Source organism: Streptomyces sp. NPDC003943 (genome assembly GCF_053605265.1).
Window position 1 is genome coordinate 25,248 of record NZ_JBSGIW010000038.1, and the last position, 16,274, is coordinate 41,521.

The window sequence follows — 16,274 nt, forward strand, 5'->3', positions numbered from 1 at the left end:
GGTGAGGCTTACCATCGCCTTATTCAGGGGGGTCCGGGTGCAAAACGCCCGGACCCCCCTCTCGCATGCACACCCCGCATGAGCGAGCCTGCACGACAAGAGATGAGAACCAACCCCATGTCCTCGCGGATCAAATCCCCGCAGCGGCTGCTCGCCGAGTCCGGTGCCGACCTCGAAGGCCACGGCCTGAAGCGCACCATGGGGCTGTTCCAGCTGGTGTGCTTCGGCATCGGCGCCATCGTCGGCACCGGCATCTTCGTCGGGCTCTCCGACAGCGTCGCCGAGGCCGGGCCCGCCGTGGTGGTCTCCTTCGTGCTCGCCGCGCTCACCTGCGTGTTCACCGCCTTCTCCTTCGCGGAGCTGGGCAGCGCGATCCCGGTGTCCGGCTCCTCGTACTCCTTCGCCTACGCGAGCCTCGGCGAGCGGGTCGCCTTCCTCGTCGGCTGGTGCCTGCTCCTGGAGTACGGCGTCTCCGTCTCCGCCGTCGCGGTCGGCTGGAGCCAGTACCTGAACGAGCTGCTCGACAGCCTCGTCGGCCACCACCTGCCCGCCGCGCTCTCCGCCGGGCCGGCCGACGGCGGCGTGGTCAACCTGCCGGCCGTGATCGTCATCGCGCTCGCCGCCCTGCTCCTGGTCCGCGGGGTGCGGGAGAGCGCCCGGGCGACCGCCGCCATGGCCGTGCTCAAGATCGCGATCCTGATCGTCTTCTGCGCGATCGGCTTCAGCGCCTTCCGGGCCGGCCACCTCTCCCCGTTCGCGACCCACGGCACGGCCGGCATCACCGCCGGCGCGTCCGTCGCCTTCTTCTCGTACATCGGCTTCGACGCGATCACCACCGCCGGCGAGGAGGTGAAGAACCCGCGCCGCACCATCCCGCTCGCGATCCTCATCTGCATCGGCGTGGTCACCCTGCTCTACGGCGCCGTCGCGCTCTCCGCGATCGGGGCGCTCGGCGCGGACGCCGTCGGCGACAAGCCGGCCGCGCTCTCGCTCGTCGTCGACCAGGTCACCCACTCGACGGTCGGCGGCGGGATCATCGCCTTCGGCGCGGTCGTCGCCATCGCCTCCGTCGTGCTCGCCGTGATGTACGGGCAGACCCGGATCCTGCTGTCGATGTCCCGCGACGGCCTCGTGCCCGGGGTCTTCGAGAAGGTCTCGCCGCGCAGCGCCACGCCCGTCGCCAACACCTGGATCGTCGCCGCGGTCTTCGCGGTCCCGGCGGCCTTCGCCTCGCTCGACGCCGTCGTCGACCTCACCACCATCGGCACCCTCGCGGTCATGGCCGTCGTCAACATCGCCGTGATCGCGCTGCGCCGCCGCGACCCGGAGCTGCCGCGCTCCTTCCGCGTCCCGCTCTATCCGCTCAGCCCGCTGCTCGGCGTCGGGTTCTGCGGGTACCTGATCTGGGGGACCGGCTGGACGACCTGGCTGGAGTTCGCGGCCTTCCTGGTGGTCGGAGCGCTCGTCTACGCGGGGTACGGGCGGCGCCACTCGCGGTTCGGCCCGGACGTGGCCGCCGAGGCCGTCGTGATCCCGGCTGCGGAGGCCGGCGCGGGCCCGGCTGCCCGGGCCGTCGCGGTCACCGCTCCGGAGGCCGACGCTGAGGCGGTACGGCCGGGAGCGTGAACCAGACCGCCTTGCCGTGCGCGGTGGGGCGGTGCCCGCAGTCGCTGCTCAGCGCGCGGATCAGGAGCAGACCGCGGCCGTGCTCCTGCCAGGGGTCGACCGGACCGGCCGGATCGGGGCAGACCAGATCGCCGGGAACGGCGGGATGGCCGTCGTGGACCTCGATCTGGCAGCCGCCGGAGGTCGGCAACAGCTCGACGACGAGTTCGATCGGGCCGTCACCCGGGGTGTGCTCGACGGCGTTGGCGACCAGCTCGGAGGTGAGCAGCTCGGCCGTGTAGCGGTCGGCTGCGGCCTGCTCGGGGCCCTCGATCTCGGTGAGGGCGGAGCGGACGAGAGCGCGGGCGAGCGGCACGGCGGCGGTGGTGTGGGGGAGGGTGAGGCGCCACGAGGTGGCGGGGGGAGCGGGGGGAGCGGGGACTTCGAACACGGCGGGGGGTCCGTTCGGGCTCGGTGTGGGGGCGGGCGAGGGTGATGTCCTGGTTTCAACCTTACGGAGTCGTACATCTCGTTCCATGGGGCGGTCGCCCGTTCCGACGGGGACCAGGGTCCGGGACCTTCGGCCGGCGGCCACGCGCCCCGGGTCGCGCTTATTGCGTACTCGTGACGGTGGTCACAGATGAGTGATACCCTCTGGTGGTGATGCCGTACCCGTACGCGCGCACAATCAGGGAGGTCCTCCCGAAATGAGCCCCTTCACCGGCTCCGCGACCCGCACCGAACGCTGGCGACACCTGCGCCTCACGATCGACGACGGCGTCGCCACGATCACCCTCGCCCGCCCCGAGAAGCTGAACGCCCTCACCTTCGGCGCCTACGCGGACCTGCGCGACCTGCTCGCCGAGCTGTCCCGGGAACGGGCCGTCCGCGCCCTGGTCCTCGGCGGCGAGGGGCGCGGCTTCTGCTCCGGCGGCGACGTCGACGAGATCATCGGCGCCACGCTCTCCATGGACACCGCCCAGCTGCTCGACTTCAACCGGATGACCGGGCAGACCGTGCGGGCCCTGCGCGAATGCCCCTTCCCGGTGATCGCCGCCGTCCACGGCGTCGCCGCCGGCGCGGGAGCGGTCCTCGCCCTCGCCGCCGACTTCCGCGTCGCCGACCCCACGGCCCGCTTCGCCTTCCTCTTCACCCGCGTCGGCCTCTCCGGCGGCGACATGGGCGCCGCCTACCTCCTGCCGCGCGTCGTCGGCCTCGGCCACGCCACCCGGCTCCTCATGCTCGGCGACCCCGTCGGCGCCGCCGAGGCCGAGCGCATCGGCCTCCTCAGCGAACTCACCGAGGAAGGCGCCGCCGACACCCGCGCCGCCGCCCTCGCCCGCCGCCTCGCCGACGGCCCGGCCCTCGCCCACGCCCAGACGAAGGCGCTGCTCACCGCCGAGCTGGACATGCCGCTGGCCGCCTCGGTCGAGATGGACGCGGCCACCCAGGCGCTGCTCATGCACGGCGAGGACTACGCCGAGTTCCACGCCGCGTTCACCGAGAAGCGCCCGGCGAAATGGCGGGGGCGGTGAGCGTGCGCGGCGCGGTGGAGCCGCCGGACGGGGCCGTGCACGCATGGGCGCCGACGCGACCTGCGGCACGCCCGCCCGGGTCCGCCGGGTCCGCCGGGTCCGCCGGTTCCGTCCGGCCCGCCGAACGACCCGCGGCGTCGGAGCCCGCAGGCTCCCCGCCGGCACCCACGGACCTGGCCCCCGCGCTGCCCGGGCTGCCCGTGGTGCCCCCTGGCCCCCGTACCGCGCCGGGCGGCACCGGCGCGGTACGGACCGCGGCCGCTACCGAGGCAGGTATGGCGGCCGGCGTCGGCCCCGCGGCCACGGTCGCCCCCGTCGCCGAGGCCGCGCGGCACGCCGTCCCCCGCCCCGGAGCCGTACCGCTCCGCATCGCCGTCATCGGCGGCGGCCCCGGCGGGCTCTACGCCGCGGCGCTGCTCAAGCGCGGCGACCCGGCCCGCGAGGTCACCGTCTGGGAGCGGAACGCGCCCACCGACACCTTCGGCTTCGGAGTCGTGCTGTCGGACGAGACGCTCGGCGGCATCGAGAGCGCCGATCCCGTCGTCCACGCCGCCCTCCGCAAGGAGCTGGTGCACTGGGACGACGTCGAGATCGCCCACCGCGGCCATCTGCACACCTCCACCGGCCACGGCTTCGCCGCGCTCGGCCGCCGCCGCCTCCTGGAACTGCTCCAGGCCCGCTGCACCGACCTGGGCGTACGCCTCCGCTTCCGCACCGAGGCGCCGCCGGCCGCCCGGCTCGCCGCCACCCACGACCTCGTCGTCGCCGCCGACGGCGTGCACAGCCGGACCCGCGAGGAACGGGCCGACGTCTACCGGCCCACGATCACCACCCACCGCTGCCGGTACATCTGGCTCGCCACCGACTTCGCCCTCGACGCCTTCCGCTTCGAGATCGCGGAGACCGAGTACGGCGTCATGCAGCTCCACGCCTACCCCTACTCCGCCGACTCCTCCACCGTCATCGTCGAGATGCGCGAGGAGGTCTGGCGCGCCGCCGGCTTCGACGAGCTCGGCGACGGTGCCGAGGCCCAGAACGAGTCCGCCGCCCGCTGCGCCAAGATCTTCGCCGAGGCGCTCAAGGGCCGTGGCCTGCGCTCCAACAACTCCGCCTGGACCGCCTTCCGCACGGTCGTCAACGCCCGCTGGTCGCACGGCAGCACCGTCCTCCTCGGCGACGCCGCCCACACCGCGCACTTCTCCATCGGCTCCGGCACCAAACTGGCCGTCGAGGACGCCGTAGCCCTCGCCGCCCACGTCGACGCCCGGCCCGGCCGGCTGACCGAGGCGCTCGCCGCGTACGAGGCCGAGCGCCGCCCGGTCGTCGAGTCCACCCAGCGCGCCGCGGCCGCCAGCCTGCGCTGGTTCGAGGAGATAGCCGGCCAGCTCGACCGCCCGCCCAAGCAGTTCGCCTTCAACCTGCTCACCCGCAGCCGCCGCGTCACCCACGACAACCTGCGGCTGCGCGACGCCCGCTTCACGGCCGCCGTCGAGGAGGAGTTCGGCTGCCCGCCCGGCACGCCGCCGATGTTCACCCCGTTCCGGCTCGGCGGACTGACCCTGCGCAACCGGGTCGTCGTCTCGCCGATGGACCTGTACGTCGCCGAGGACGGCGTCCCCGGCGACTTCCACCTGGTCCACCTCGGCGCCCGCGCCCTCGGCGGCGCCGGCCTCGTCATGACCGAGATGGTCTGCGTGAGCGAACGCGGCCGGATCACCCCCGGCTGCACCGGCCTGTGGACCGACGAACAGGCCGACGCCTGGGCCCGGATCACCGCCTTCGTACACGGGCAGGCACCGGGCACCGCGATCGGCGTGCAGCTCGGCCACTCCGGCCGCAAGGGCTCCACGCGCCGCATGTGGGAGGGCATCGACCAGCCCCTCCCGGACCGCAACTGGCCCCTCGTGGCCGCCTCGCCGCTGCCGTACCGCACCGGCGTCAACCAGACCCCGCACGCCCTCGACCGGGCCGGACTCACCGCCGTGCGCGAGGAGTTCACCGCCGCCGCCCGGCGCGCCGCCAGGGCCGGCTTCGACCTGCTCGAACTGCACTGCGCGCACGGCTATCTGCTCTCCGGCTTCCTCTCCCCGCTCACCAACCACCGCACCGACGGCTACGGCGGCGACCTGGCCGGCCGGCTGCGCTATCCGCTGGAGGTCTTCGACGCGGTACGGGAGGCATGGCCGGCCGACCGGCCCATGACCGTGCGCATCTCCGCCACCGACTGGGCCGAGGGCGGCACCACCGCCGAGGACGCCGTGGAGATCGCCCGCGCCTTCGCCGCACACGGCGCCGACGCCCTCGACGTCTCCACCGGCCAGGTGGTCCCCGACGAGCGCCCCGAGTTCGGCCGCTCGTACCAGACCCCGTACGCCGACCGGATCCGCGCCGCCCTCGGCGTGCCCGTCATCGCGGTCGGCGCGATCTCCTCCTGGGACGACGTGAACTCCCTCCTCCTCGCCGGCCGCGCCGACCTCTGCGCGCTGGCCCGCCCCCACCTCTACGATCCCCACTGGACCCTGCACGCAGCCGCCGAACAGGGCTACGCCGGCCCCGCCGCGCCCTGGCCGGACCCGTACCGCGCGGGCAGCCGGCGCCCGCCGACCGGCCGCAAGGACCCGTGACCCTCCGCACCCCCGCACCCCGCACCACCCGGAGCACCTCATGAGGATCAACCTGACCAGCATCTTCGTCGACGAGCAGGACAAGGCCCTGCGCTTCTACACCGAGGTGCTCGGCTTCGTGAAGAAGACCGAGGTCCCGCTCGGCGGCCACAGCTGGCTGACCGTCGTCTCGCCGGAGGACCCCGACGGCGTCGAGCTGGTCCTGGAGCCCAACCAGCACCCGGCCGCCAAGGCGTACCAGGAGGCCCTCACCGCCGACGGCATCCCGGTGAACTCCTTCGCCGTGACCGACGTGCGCGCCGAGTTCGAGCGGCTGCGCGCGCTCGGCGTGCGCTTCACGCGGGAGCCGGTGGACATGGGCCCGGTCACCGTCGCGATCCTCGACGACACCTGCGGCAACCTGATCCAGATCGCCGAGTACAAGGGCTGACGTCGAGCTGACGGCGTGAGCCGACGAATTGAGCTGACGAGGGAGGCGGACCGGTATGGGCGAGCCGCTGTACTACGTCGACCGCTCGGACGTCCGCGCGGGCGGACTCGACGAGCTGCGGGCCGGGATGCGCGACCTGGCCGCGTTCGTCGAGGAGCGCGAGCCCCGGCTGCTCGCCTACCACTTCTACCTCGACGAGCCCGCGGCCACGATGACCGTGCTCGCCGTCCACCCGGACTCGGCCTCCCTCGAGTTCCACCTGGAACTCGGCGGACCGAGGTTCCGCGCGCTCGGCGCGCACATCCGCCTGCGCACCATCGACGTGTACGGCCACCCGAGCCCGTCGGTCGTCACCCGGCTGCGCGCGAAGGCGGAGATGCTCGGCGGGCCCGAGGCCACCGTCACGCTCCACACCCACCAGGCGGGCTTCAGCCGGCCGGATCTCTAGCGGCTCACTCGGGCAGCCAGGCCGGCCACCACGGTGGCACGTTGCTCGCCGGGCACAGGCCCGAGTCGCCCGGATAGCCGTCCGGGGTGGCCTGCGCGCCCACGTACAGCCAGGCGATCGTCAGCACCACCGCCACCACCGCGACCAGCTGGGCCGAGGCCCGGACCGGGCGCGAGGCGGAGCGCGTCGCCCGGCGGGCCAGCATCGCCGTCACGAAGGCGACCGTCGCGCTGACGCCCGCGAGGACGGCCAGCTCCAGGAGATGGACGAAGCGGTGCGGCGGCTCCCAGGCCGCGTCGCAGTAGGCGCGCGCACGCGCGGTGACCGCGCTCGCGCCGTAGGAGACGGCGAACGCGAAGGGCACCGTCGCCCACCAGGACAGCCATTGCCACCCGGAGACCGGCCGGGACATGTGTGTGCTCACTCCCGCGGGGACGGCCCGCGGGCCCGTCACGGTTGCACGAACTCCGCGCCCCGCGCGTGCAGCATCTCGTGCAGCGCCAGGAAGACCTCCGCCGAGCGGGTGCCCGGCCAGTTCTCCGGGAGCAGTTCGAGGGGGAGGACCGGGTCGGCGTACGGCAGCCGGCGCCAGGAGTCCAGGGCCAGCAGATACGCCCGGTAGGCGTCCTCGGGCGTGGCCGGCGGCCCGGCCCTGAGCACCGGCTCGTGGGCGTCCAGGAACTCCTCGTGCAGCTTGGCGATCGACGGCAGGTCCCACCAGCGGGCCACCGCCTCCGCCGTCGCGGCGAAGCCCAGATGGTCGCCGCGGAACAGGTCCACGTACGGGGACAGCTCCAGGCGCTCCAGGGTGTGCCGGGTCTCGCCGTACAGCCGGGCCGGCGCGATCCAGACGCCCGGCGCGGCTGTCCCGAAGCCGAGGCGCGCGAGCCGGGAGCGCAGCAGATGGCGCTTGTGGCGCTCGGCCTCCGGGACGGAGAACACGGCGAGCACCCAGCCGTCGGAGAGCCGCGGCTCGTCACGGGCGTAGATCCGGCGGTCGCCGTCGTCGAGCAGCATCCGGGCGTCGTCCGACAGGGCGTACCCGGCGGCGCCGTCCGCCGTCTTCCGCGGCAGCAGCAGCCCGCGCCGCTTCAGCCGGGACACCGAGGAGCGCACCGAGGGCGCGTCCACGCCGAGCGCGCCGAGCAGCCTGATCAGCTCGGCCACCGCCAGCGGCGCGCCGTCCGGCGACCGGCCGTACGCGCCGTAGAGCGAGACGATCAGGGAACGGGGGGTGTGCTGCTCGGCCACGTGATCACTTTAAAGTGCCGGGTCCGGCCCCGTCGTCCCGGAGCCTGTTGTTCCGGAGCCCGTCGTCCCGGAGCCTGTTGTTTCGGAGCCCGTCGTCCCGGAGCCCGTCGTCCCGCAGCCGGAAGCGCTGCAGCTTGCCCGTCGCCGTGCGCGGCAGCGTGTCCAGGAAGACGATCTCGCGCGGCGACTTGTACGGGACGAGCCTGGCCCGTACGAAGGCGCGCAGCGCGGCCGCCGTCGTGCCGTCGCGCGGCACCCCGTCCCGTACCACCGCGTACGCCACCACGATCTCGCCGCGCAGCTGGTCGGGCCGGCCGATCACCGCCGCCTCGACGACGTCGGGGTGGGCGAGCAGGGCCTCCTCGACCTGGGGGCCCGGGATGTTGTACCCGGCCGAGATGATCATGTCGTCGGCGCGGGCGACGTAACGGAAGTAGCCGTCGGGCTCGCGGACGTAGGTGTCGCCGGTGATGTTCCAGCCCTCGCGCACGTACTCCGTCTGGCGCGGGTCGGCGAGATAGCGGCAGCCGACCGGGCCGCGCACCGCGAGCAGCCCCGGCTCGCCGTCCGCCAGCTCGCGTCCGGACGGGGTGACGACCCGGGCCTGCCAGCCGGGCACCGGGCGGCCGGTGGTGCCGGGGCGTATGTCGCCGTCGGCGGCGGAGATGAAGATGTGCAGGAGCTCGGTCGCGCCGATGCCGTTGATCAGCTTCAGGCCGGTGCGCTTGTGCCAGGCGTCCCAGGTGGCCGCCGGGAGGTTCTCGCCCGCCGAGACGCAGCGGCGCAGCGAGCCGAGGTCGTGTCCCTGCTCGTGGCCGGGGGCGTCCAGCTCCTCCAGCATCACCCGGTAGGCGGTCGGCGCGGTGAACAGCACCGACACCCGGTGCCGGGCGATCGCGGCGAGCAGTTGCTGCGGCCCAGCCTGTTCGAGCAGGACCGCGCACGCCCCGGCTCGCAGGGGGAAGACGACGAGCCCGCCGAGGCCGAAGGTGAAGCCGAGGGGCGGGGAGCCGGCGAAGACGTCGTCCGGCTCCGGGCGCAGGACGTGCGCGGAGAAGGTGTCGGCGGCGGCGAGCACGTCGCGGTGGAAGTGCATACAGCCCTTGGGCCGCCCGGTGCTGCCGGAGGTGAAGGCGATCAGCGCCACGTCGTCGGCGGCGGTCGGCACCGCCTCGTACGTCCCGGGCTTGGCCGCGGCGAGCGTCAGCAGGTCGTCGGGGCCGTCGCCGCCGAACGGGGTGACGCGCAGCCCCGGTATCTCGGCCTTGACCAGCTCGTCGAGCGCGCGCACGTCGCACAGCGCGTGGCTGCAGCGGGCCAGCTCGCACATCACGGCCAGCTCGCGCGCCCGCTGCTGGGCGAGGACGGTGACGGCGACCGCGCCCGCCTTCATCACGGCGAGCCAGCAGGCGGCCAGCCAGGGCGTGGTGGGCCCGCGGAGCAGCACCCGGTTGCCGGGGCGCACGCCCAGGTCCCCGGTCAGGACGTGGGCGATCCGGTCCACCCGCTCGCGCAGCTGCCCGTACGTCCAGACGCCGCCCTCGCCGTCCCGGAAGGCGGCGCGCTCGCCGCCGAATCGTTCCACCGTGCGGTCGAGCAGCTCGGCGCCGCAGTTGAGGCGGTCGGGATAGGAGAGCGAGGGCAGTTCGAAGAGCAGGTGCGGCCACTGCTCCGCGGGCGGCAGATGGTCGCGGGCGAAGGTGTCCTGGTGGGCCGAGGGCGTCAGCTCCATGCGTCCGTCCCCCTGTCGGTGGGATCGTCGTGGCGGTGGTGGCTGTCGTGGCGGTGGCGCCTGTCCTGGGGGCCGGTCCGGTCGGTTTCGGGGTCGGCCGTCGCCCAAGGAGCGTATCGTGATGGTGACGACAGTCAACGGTTCGCGATATGGCTTCGGCAGATACGGCTTCGACAGATACGGCTTCCGACGGGTACGGCCGACACGGATACGGCTTCCGGCAGGTACGGCCCGCCACAGACACGGCTTCCGACACAGACACGGCTTCCGACTCAGACACGGCTTCCGACACAGATACGGCTTCCTGCAGACACGGCTTCCGATACGGGCTCCGGCACCGCCGGCCCGGGAGAGGGCCCCATGGCCGCATTCTCGCTCGATCCGGAACAGATCACCTGGTGCGCCGAGCTGCGCCGGCTCGCCGCCGACCGGCTGCGCCCGCTCGCCGAGAAGGGCGAACCGGGCCGCGTCAACCGCCCCCTCGTCGCCGCCCTGGGCGAGCTCGGACTGCTCGCCCGGCTCTTCGACTCCGGCGCGCTCGACCTGTGCCTGATGCGCGAGTCCCTCGCCCACGCCTGCACGGAGGCCGAGACCGCGCTCGCCCTCCAGGGCCTCGGCGCCCACCCCGTCGCCGCCTTCGGCACCCCCGAGCAGCGCGCCCGCTGGCTCCCCGAGGTCGTCGCGGGCCGTGCCGTCGCCGCCTTCGCCCTCTCGGAGCCGGGCGCGGGATCCGACGCCGCCGCGCTGTCCCTGGAGGCCGTCGAGGACCGGGAGACCGGCGGCTGGCGGCTCCACGGCGAGAAGCGGTGGATCTCGAACGCGCCGGAGGCGGACCTGGTGACGGTGTTCGCCCGAACGGGCGACGACCCGCGGGGCGCCCGCGGCGTCACCGCCTTCCTCGTCCCCGGCGACCGGGCCGGGCTCGGCGGCGAAGCCCTGGACATGCTGGCGCCGCACGCGCTGGGCAGCCTGGTCTTCGACGGCGTGCGGGTCGGGCCCGGGGACGTGCTCGGGGCGCCGGGGGAGGGGTTCCGGGTGGCGATGGGGACGCTCAACCTGTTCCGGCCCAGCGTCGGCGCCTTCGCCGTCGGCATGGCGCAGGCCGCGCTCGACGCCGCCCTCGCCCACACCGCCGCCCGGCCCGCCTTCGGCGGCGTCCTCGCCGACCTCCAGGCCGTCGCCCACCAGGTCGCCGAGATGGCGACCCGCACCGAGGCGGCCCGGCTGCTGGTGTACGCGGCGGCCGAGGCGTACGACCGGGGCGACCCGGACGTGCCGCGGCGCGCGGCGATGGCGAAGCTGTTCGCGACCGAGACCGCCCAGTACGTCGTCGACGCCGCCGTCCAGCTGCACGGCGCCCGTGCACTCCAGCGCGGCCACCTCCTGGAACACCTCTACCGGGAGGTGCGGGCGCCGAGGATCTACGAGGGAGCCACGGAGGTCCAGCGGACGATCATCGCGAAGGAGCTGTACCGGGGCGCGGCCCGGTACGCCGAAACGGCCGGCGAAACGGCCGGTGAGGCGGCCGGCGAAAGGGGCGGCGAAAGGGGCGGCGTTCGGTCCGGGGCCCGGTCCGGGGTCCAGGCTTCCGCCCAGCCCGACGGCACCCCGCCCCGCGCCCAGACCCCCGCCCACACCCCCGACGACGCAGGAGTCCGCGCATGAGCCTGCACCGCCACAACCCCGCCCAGCTCTCCCCGCCCAGCGGCTTCAGCCACGCCGTCACCGCCACCGGCAGCCGGCTGGTGTTCCTCGCCGGGCAGACCAGCCTCGACCGCGACGGCAAGGTGATCGGGGAGACCCTGCCCGAGCAGTTCGAGACCGCTCTCACCAACCTGCTCACCGCCCTGCGCCACGCCGGTGCCACGCCCGCCGACCTGGCCCGGGTCACCGTGTACGCCACGGACGTCGCCGACTACCGCCACCACGCGCACGAACTCGGCCGGATCTGGCACCGGTTGGCGGGCCGTGACTATCCGGCCATGGCCGTGATCGGTGTCGTACGCCTGTGGGACGATCAGGCCCTGGTCGAACTGGACGGTTTCGCGGTCGTGGACGAGTGACGGACGAGTGACGCACGGGGAAGGCGGAGGGGTATGCCGGAGATCGAGCTGAGCGCCGGGACCATCGCGTACGAGGACACCGGCGGCCCCGGACCCGTCGTCGTCCTCCTCCACGGCCTGGTCCACGACGCCACGGTCTGGCGCGAGGTCACCGCCCGGCTCGCCCCCGGCCACCGGGTGATCGCGCCGACCCTTCCGTACGGCTCGCACCGCATCCCGATGCGGCCCGACGTACCGCTGTCGCCGGACACCGTGACCGACCTGGTCGGGGAGCTCCTCGACCGGCTCGACCTGCGTGAGGTGACGCTCGTCGAGAGCGACTGCGGCCGGGCCCAGACCGTCGCCGTCCGGCATCCCGAGCGGCTCGCCCGGCTCGTCCTCGTCTCCTGCGAGGCGTTCGACAACTACCCGCCCGGCGTCCCCGGCAAGATGATCGCGCTGGCCTGCCGGATCCCCGGCGGCGTCACCCTGATGGCCCGGGTGCTCGGCCTGAAGGCGCTGCGCCGTCTGCCCGTCGGCATCGGCGCGCTCACCCGGCGGCCGGTGCCGGACGCCGTCGTCGACGGCTGGCTCGAGCCGCTGCGTACCGACCCGGCCGTACGGCACGACTTCCGCCGCTACAACCTCGCCGTGCGCAAGGACGAGTTGCTGCGCGCGGCGGAGGGCCTGCGCTCCTTCGACCGGCCGGCGCTGGTGGTCTGGGCCGCCGACGACCTGATGATGCCGCGCGAGCACGGGCGCCGGCTCGCCGCGCTGCTGCCGAAGGGGCGGTACGTGGAGATCGCGGACAGCCGCACACTGATCGCGGAGGACCAGCCGGAGCGGCTCGCGACCGAGCTGCGCGCCTTCGTCGCGGAGGGCTGAAAGGGCTTGTCCGGGGCGGCCGGGGGCCGTTGCTTGATCAACTGGTGACGTCCTGGGGGCGGGCTTAGGGTCGAAAGGTGGACTGACCGGCCCACGGGTCCCTCAGGTGAGGGCGCGATGCGTCATGACTACCCCCAAGCCGACGACCTCGCAGAAGACTGCCGCCCCCCGGCACTCGGGCGACGGCAAGGGCATCGCCCTGTTCGTGATCGCCTCCTGCCAGTTGATGGTCGTCCTCGACATCACCATCGTGAACATCGCGCTGCCGCACATCCAGAGCGCACTGGACTTCTCCACCACCAGTCTGTCGTGGGTCGTCAACGCCTACACGCTGACCTTCGGCGGACTGCTGCTGCTCGGTGGCCGCACCGGTGACATCCTCGGCCGCCGCCGGGTCTTCATCTTCGGCGTGCTGCTCTTCGGACTGGCCTCGCTGCTCGGCGGATTCGCCCAGGAGTCCTGGCAGTTGCTCGCCGCCCGCTCGCTCCAGGGCGTCGGCGGGGCCATCGCCTCGCCGACCTCGCTGTCCCTGATCACCACGACCTTCGACGAGGGGCCCGAACGCAACCGGGCCTTCGGCGTGTTCGCGGGCGTCTCGGCCGGCGGCGGCGCGATCGGTCTGCTGGCCGGCGGGCTGTTGGTCGAATGGCTCAACTGGCGCTGGGTGTTCTTCGTGAACGTGCCGATCGCGCTGCTCATCGCCTTCCTGACTCCTCGTCACGTCAAGGAGTCCGAGCGCCACCCCGGTCACTTCGACGTGCTCGGCGCGCTCACCTCGACGCTGGGCATGGTGGCGCTGGTGTACGGCTTCATCCGCGCCGCGCAGGAGGGCTGGCGGGACCCGATCACAGTGGCCTCGTTCGGCGCGGCCGTCGTCCTGCTCGTCAGCTTCGTGTTCATCGAGCGGCGCTCCCGGCAGCCGATCACCCCGCTGCACATGTTCGCCGACCGCAACCGGTCCGGCACCTACGGCATCATGCTCTGCCTCGCGGCGGCCATCTTCGGAATGTTCTTCTTCCTCACGCTCTTCGTGCAGGACGTGCTGGGATTCAGCCCGCTCCAGGCCGGACTCGCCTTCCTGCCGGTCAGCGCGGTCATCGCGGTCCTGGCCGGGATCACCTCCCAACTCATGCCCCGCTACGGGCCGAAGCCGTTCATGGTCATCGGCTCGCTCTTCCTGGCGGCCGGCCTGTCCTGGCTGACCCTGACCGACGTCCACTCCACGTACCTCGGCAGCATCCTCGGACCGATGCTGGTCCTGAGCGCCGGCATGGGCATGATGTTCGTGTCGCTGACCCTGATGGCCCTCTCGGGCGTCCCCTCGTACGAGGCGGGCGCCGGCTCCGGCCTCCTCAACGCCACCCAGCAGGTGGGCGGCTCGCTCGGCCTCTCCATCCTGGTCACCGTCTTCGGCACGGCCAGCCGCAACGAGGCCCACACCCAGGTCCCGGCCTTCCTGTCCCAGGCCGGCCCCCTGCAGAAGGCCCAGTTCGCCCGGACCCAGCAACTCCCCAAACCCTGGAGCGACCAGGTCCTCACCAGCGGCGTCACGGCCGGCTTCATCGTGGCCGCGGCCTTCGCCATCCTCTCCTTCCTGATCGCCGTCATCGCGATCAAGGTCCGCCCCTCGGACATGGAACGGCTGCGGGGCGGCGAGATGATGCCGGGCGCGGGCTGAACGCGGCGGAACAGCGGTGCCGGGCTGACGTCCGTCAGCCCGGCACCGTGCGGTCGGTCGAGAGGTTCCCGGATCCCGGATATCCCTAGATGTCCCGGAAGATCTCGATCTGCGCGCCCACCGAGTTCAGCCGCTCCGCCAGGTCCTCGTAACCCCGGTTGATGACGTACACGTTGCGCAGCACCGAGGTGCCCTCGGCCGCCATCATCGCGAGGAGGACGACCACGGCCGGGCGGAGGGCCGGCGGGCACATCATCTCGGCGGCGCGCCAGCGGGTGGGGCCCTCGACGAGGACGCGGTGGGGGTCGAGGAGCTGGAGGCGGCCGCCGAGGCGGTTGAGGTCGGTGAGGTAGATGGCGCGGTTGTCGTAGACCCAGTCGTGGATCAGGGTCTTGCCCTGGGCCGTGGCCGCGATGGCCGCGAAGAAGGGCACGTTGTCGATGTTGAGGCCCGGGAAGGGCATCGGGTGGATCTTGTCGATCGGCGCCTCCAGTTTGGAGGGGCGGACCGTCAGGTCGACCAGGCGGGTGCGGCCGTTGTCGGCGGCGTACTCGGCGGAGCGGTCGTGGTCGAGGCCCATCTCCTCCAGGACCGCGAGCTCGATCTCCATGAACTCGATCGGGACCCGGCGGATCGTCAGCTCCGACTCGGTGACCACGGCCGCGGCGAGCAGGCTCATCGCCTCGACCGGGTCCTCGGAGGGGGAGTAGTCGACGTCGACGTCGATCTGCGGCACGCCGTGCACGGTGAGCGTGGTGGTGCCGATGCCGTCGACCCGTACGCCGAGCGCCTCCAGGAAGAAGCACAGGTCCTGGACCATGTAGTTGGAGGAGGCGTTGCGGATGACGGTGACGCCGTCGTGGCGGGCGGCGGCCAGGAGGGCGTTCTCGGTCACGGTGTCGCCGCGCTCGGTCAGCACGATCGGGCGGTCGGGGGCGACGTTCGGCTCGACCTGGGCGTGGTAGAGGCCCTCGGTGGCCTGGATGTCGAGGCCGAAGCGGCGCAGCGCGATCATGTGCGGCTCGATCGTGCGGGTGCCGAGGTCGCAGCCGCCGGCGTACGGCAGCTTGAAGCGGTCCAGGCGGTGCAGCAGCGGGCCGAGGAACATGATGATGGAGCGGGTGCGGATGGCCGCCTCTGCGTCGATCGACTCCATCTCCAGCTCGGCCGGCGGCACGATCTCCAGGTCGACGCCCTCGTTGATCCAGCGGGTGCGGACGCCGATGGAGTTGAGGACCTCCAGGAGCCGGAAGACCTCCTCGATGCGGGCCACCCGGCGCAGCACCGTGCGGCCCTTGTTGAGGAGGGAGGCGCACAGCAGCGCGACACAGGCGTTCTTGCTCGTCTTGACGTCGATGGCACCGGAGAGCCGGCGGCGGCCCACGACCCGCAGGTGCATGGGGCCGGCGTAACCCAGGGAGACGATCTCGCTGTCGAGAGCCTCACCGATTCGGGCGATCATCTCAAGGCTGATGTTCTGGTTGCCGCGCTCGATCCGGTTGACGGCGCTCTGGCTGGTGCCGAGTGCGTCGGCCAGCTGGGTCTGGGTCCAGCCGCGGTGCTGGCGGGCGTCACGGATGAGCTTGCCGATGCGTACGAGGTAGTCGTCTGCCATGGCGTCACGTTATCTCAGATATGAGATGACGCTCGCGGTGGGGTGGGCCATCAGGGTGACGGAGTATGAGCAATGGGGTGACGGGGTTCATACAGGGGCAGTTCGGTCCCGCTCGGCAGCCGTACGGCCCCGACCAGGCCCCAGCCCTGGTCGCTGACGGGCCGTGAGACCTCCGCCCCGCGGTCCTCGAGTGCGGCGAGTGTCCGCGCGATGTCGTCGCACATCAGATAGACCTCGCTCTTCGGCTCCCCCTCGGTCGGGTGCACCGCGATCTCGGCGGGTGGCAGCCGGAAGATGAGCCAGCCGCGCCCCGCGTCCACGTGGTCGAAGCCGAAGACGTCCCTGAGGAACGCCCGGTCCGCCTCCGCGTCCTGGGTGTAGAGGATCACATGCGCGCCGCTGAACATGCCTCAATAGTCCGCCACCGTC

Annotated in this window: 15 protein-coding genes; 9 read left to right on the forward strand and 6 right to left on the reverse strand. The window is 73.0% G+C overall.

Annotated elements, in window-relative coordinates:
- Nucleotides 1-117 precede the first annotated feature (117 nt).
- Nucleotides 118-1,626, forward strand: a complete 1,509-nt coding sequence (locus ACWEV0_RS17705) for an amino acid permease (RefSeq protein WP_453150211.1) — start codon at nt 118-120, stop codon at nt 1,624-1,626.
- Here the strand turns inward: ACWEV0_RS17705 and ACWEV0_RS17710 are convergent.
- Nucleotides 1,580-2,143: an ATP-binding protein gene (locus ACWEV0_RS17710; RefSeq protein WP_453150212.1), complete on the reverse strand. Its 564-nt coding sequence runs from the start codon at nt 2,141-2,143 to the stop codon at nt 1,580-1,582. The two genes, ACWEV0_RS17705 and ACWEV0_RS17710, sit on opposite strands and share 47 nt — an antisense overlap.
- Nucleotides 2,144-2,312: 169 nt before the next feature.
- Here ACWEV0_RS17710 and ACWEV0_RS17715 point away from each other — a divergent pair, with 169 nt between their 5' ends.
- From ACWEV0_RS17715 to ACWEV0_RS17730, 4 genes are all read left to right on the forward strand, one after another.
- Nucleotides 2,313-3,140, forward strand: coding sequence for an enoyl-CoA hydratase family protein (locus tag ACWEV0_RS17715; RefSeq protein ID WP_451606412.1), 828 nt, complete (start codon nt 2,313-2,315; stop codon nt 3,138-3,140).
- 275 nt (nt 3,141-3,415) lie between these two features.
- Nucleotides 3,416-5,764, forward strand: coding sequence for a bifunctional salicylyl-CoA 5-hydroxylase/oxidoreductase (locus ACWEV0_RS17720; protein ID WP_453150213.1), 2,349 nt, complete (start codon nt 3,416-3,418; stop codon nt 5,762-5,764).
- A gap of 40 nt (nt 5,765-5,804) precedes the next feature.
- Nucleotides 5,805-6,194, forward strand: a complete 390-nt coding sequence (locus tag ACWEV0_RS17725; protein WP_453150214.1) for a VOC family protein — start codon at nt 5,805-5,807, stop codon at nt 6,192-6,194.
- A gap of 55 nt (nt 6,195-6,249) precedes the next feature.
- The gene (locus ACWEV0_RS17730; protein ID WP_453150215.1) at nt 6,250-6,642 is read left to right on the forward strand and encodes a hypothetical protein; all 393 of its coding nucleotides are present in this window, start codon (nt 6,250-6,252) and stop codon (nt 6,640-6,642) included.
- Nucleotides 6,643-6,646: 4 nt separating this feature from the next.
- Here the strand turns inward: ACWEV0_RS17730 and ACWEV0_RS17735 are convergent, their stop codons facing one another.
- Genes ACWEV0_RS17735 through ACWEV0_RS17745 form a run of 3 tightly spaced genes read right to left on the reverse strand, consistent with a single transcriptional unit; the run spans nt 6,647 to nt 9,625 of the window.
- Nucleotides 6,647-7,054 (reverse strand): hypothetical protein, encoded by a 408-nt coding sequence (locus ACWEV0_RS17735; protein WP_453150216.1) that lies wholly within the window; start codon nt 7,052-7,054, stop codon nt 6,647-6,649.
- Nucleotides 7,055-7,092: 38 nt separating this feature from the next.
- On the reverse strand, nt 7,093-7,893 hold the full coding sequence (locus ACWEV0_RS17740; RefSeq protein WP_453150217.1) for a PaaX family transcriptional regulator: 801 nt from the start codon (nt 7,891-7,893) through the stop codon (nt 7,093-7,095).
- Between the two features lie 4 nt (nt 7,894-7,897).
- Entirely contained in the window at nt 7,898-9,625 is a 1,728-nt protein-coding gene (locus ACWEV0_RS17745; protein ID WP_453150218.1) for an AMP-binding protein, read from the reverse strand.
- A 360-nt stretch (nt 9,626-9,985) separates the two neighbouring features.
- Here ACWEV0_RS17745 and ACWEV0_RS17750 point away from each other — a divergent pair, with 360 nt between their 5' ends.
- The 4 genes from ACWEV0_RS17750 (at nt 9,986) to ACWEV0_RS17765 (ending at nt 14,230) form a co-directional block, all read left to right on the forward strand.
- On the forward strand, nt 9,986-11,290 hold the full coding sequence (locus ACWEV0_RS17750) for an acyl-CoA dehydrogenase family protein (protein ID WP_453150219.1): 1,305 nt from the start codon (nt 9,986-9,988) through the stop codon (nt 11,288-11,290).
- The gene (locus ACWEV0_RS17755; RefSeq protein WP_453150220.1) at nt 11,287-11,688 is read left to right on the forward strand and encodes a RidA family protein; all 402 of its coding nucleotides are present in this window, start codon (nt 11,287-11,289) and stop codon (nt 11,686-11,688) included. Before ACWEV0_RS17750 ends, ACWEV0_RS17755 begins: the two co-directional genes overlap by 4 nt.
- A gap of 33 nt (nt 11,689-11,721) precedes the next feature.
- Nucleotides 11,722-12,552: an alpha/beta fold hydrolase gene (locus tag ACWEV0_RS17760; RefSeq protein WP_453150221.1), complete on the forward strand. Its 831-nt coding sequence runs from the start codon at nt 11,722-11,724 to the stop codon at nt 12,550-12,552.
- A 124-nt stretch (nt 12,553-12,676) separates the two neighbouring features.
- The gene (locus ACWEV0_RS17765; protein ID WP_453150222.1) at nt 12,677-14,230 is read left to right on the forward strand and encodes an MFS transporter; all 1,554 of its coding nucleotides are present in this window, start codon (nt 12,677-12,679) and stop codon (nt 14,228-14,230) included.
- Between the two features lie 85 nt (nt 14,231-14,315).
- Here ACWEV0_RS17765 and ACWEV0_RS17770 read toward each other — a convergent pair whose 3' ends face one another.
- Together ACWEV0_RS17770 and ACWEV0_RS17775 are read right to left on the reverse strand one after the other, a co-directional pair.
- Nucleotides 14,316-15,845, reverse strand: a complete 1,530-nt coding sequence (locus ACWEV0_RS17770; RefSeq protein ID WP_451606388.1) for a helix-turn-helix domain-containing protein — start codon at nt 15,843-15,845, stop codon at nt 14,316-14,318.
- Between the two features lie 50 nt (nt 15,846-15,895).
- The gene (locus ACWEV0_RS17775) at nt 15,896-16,252 is read right to left on the reverse strand and encodes a VOC family protein (protein WP_453150223.1); all 357 of its coding nucleotides are present in this window, start codon (nt 16,250-16,252) and stop codon (nt 15,896-15,898) included.
- Nucleotides 16,253-16,274: the final 22 nt, after the last annotated feature.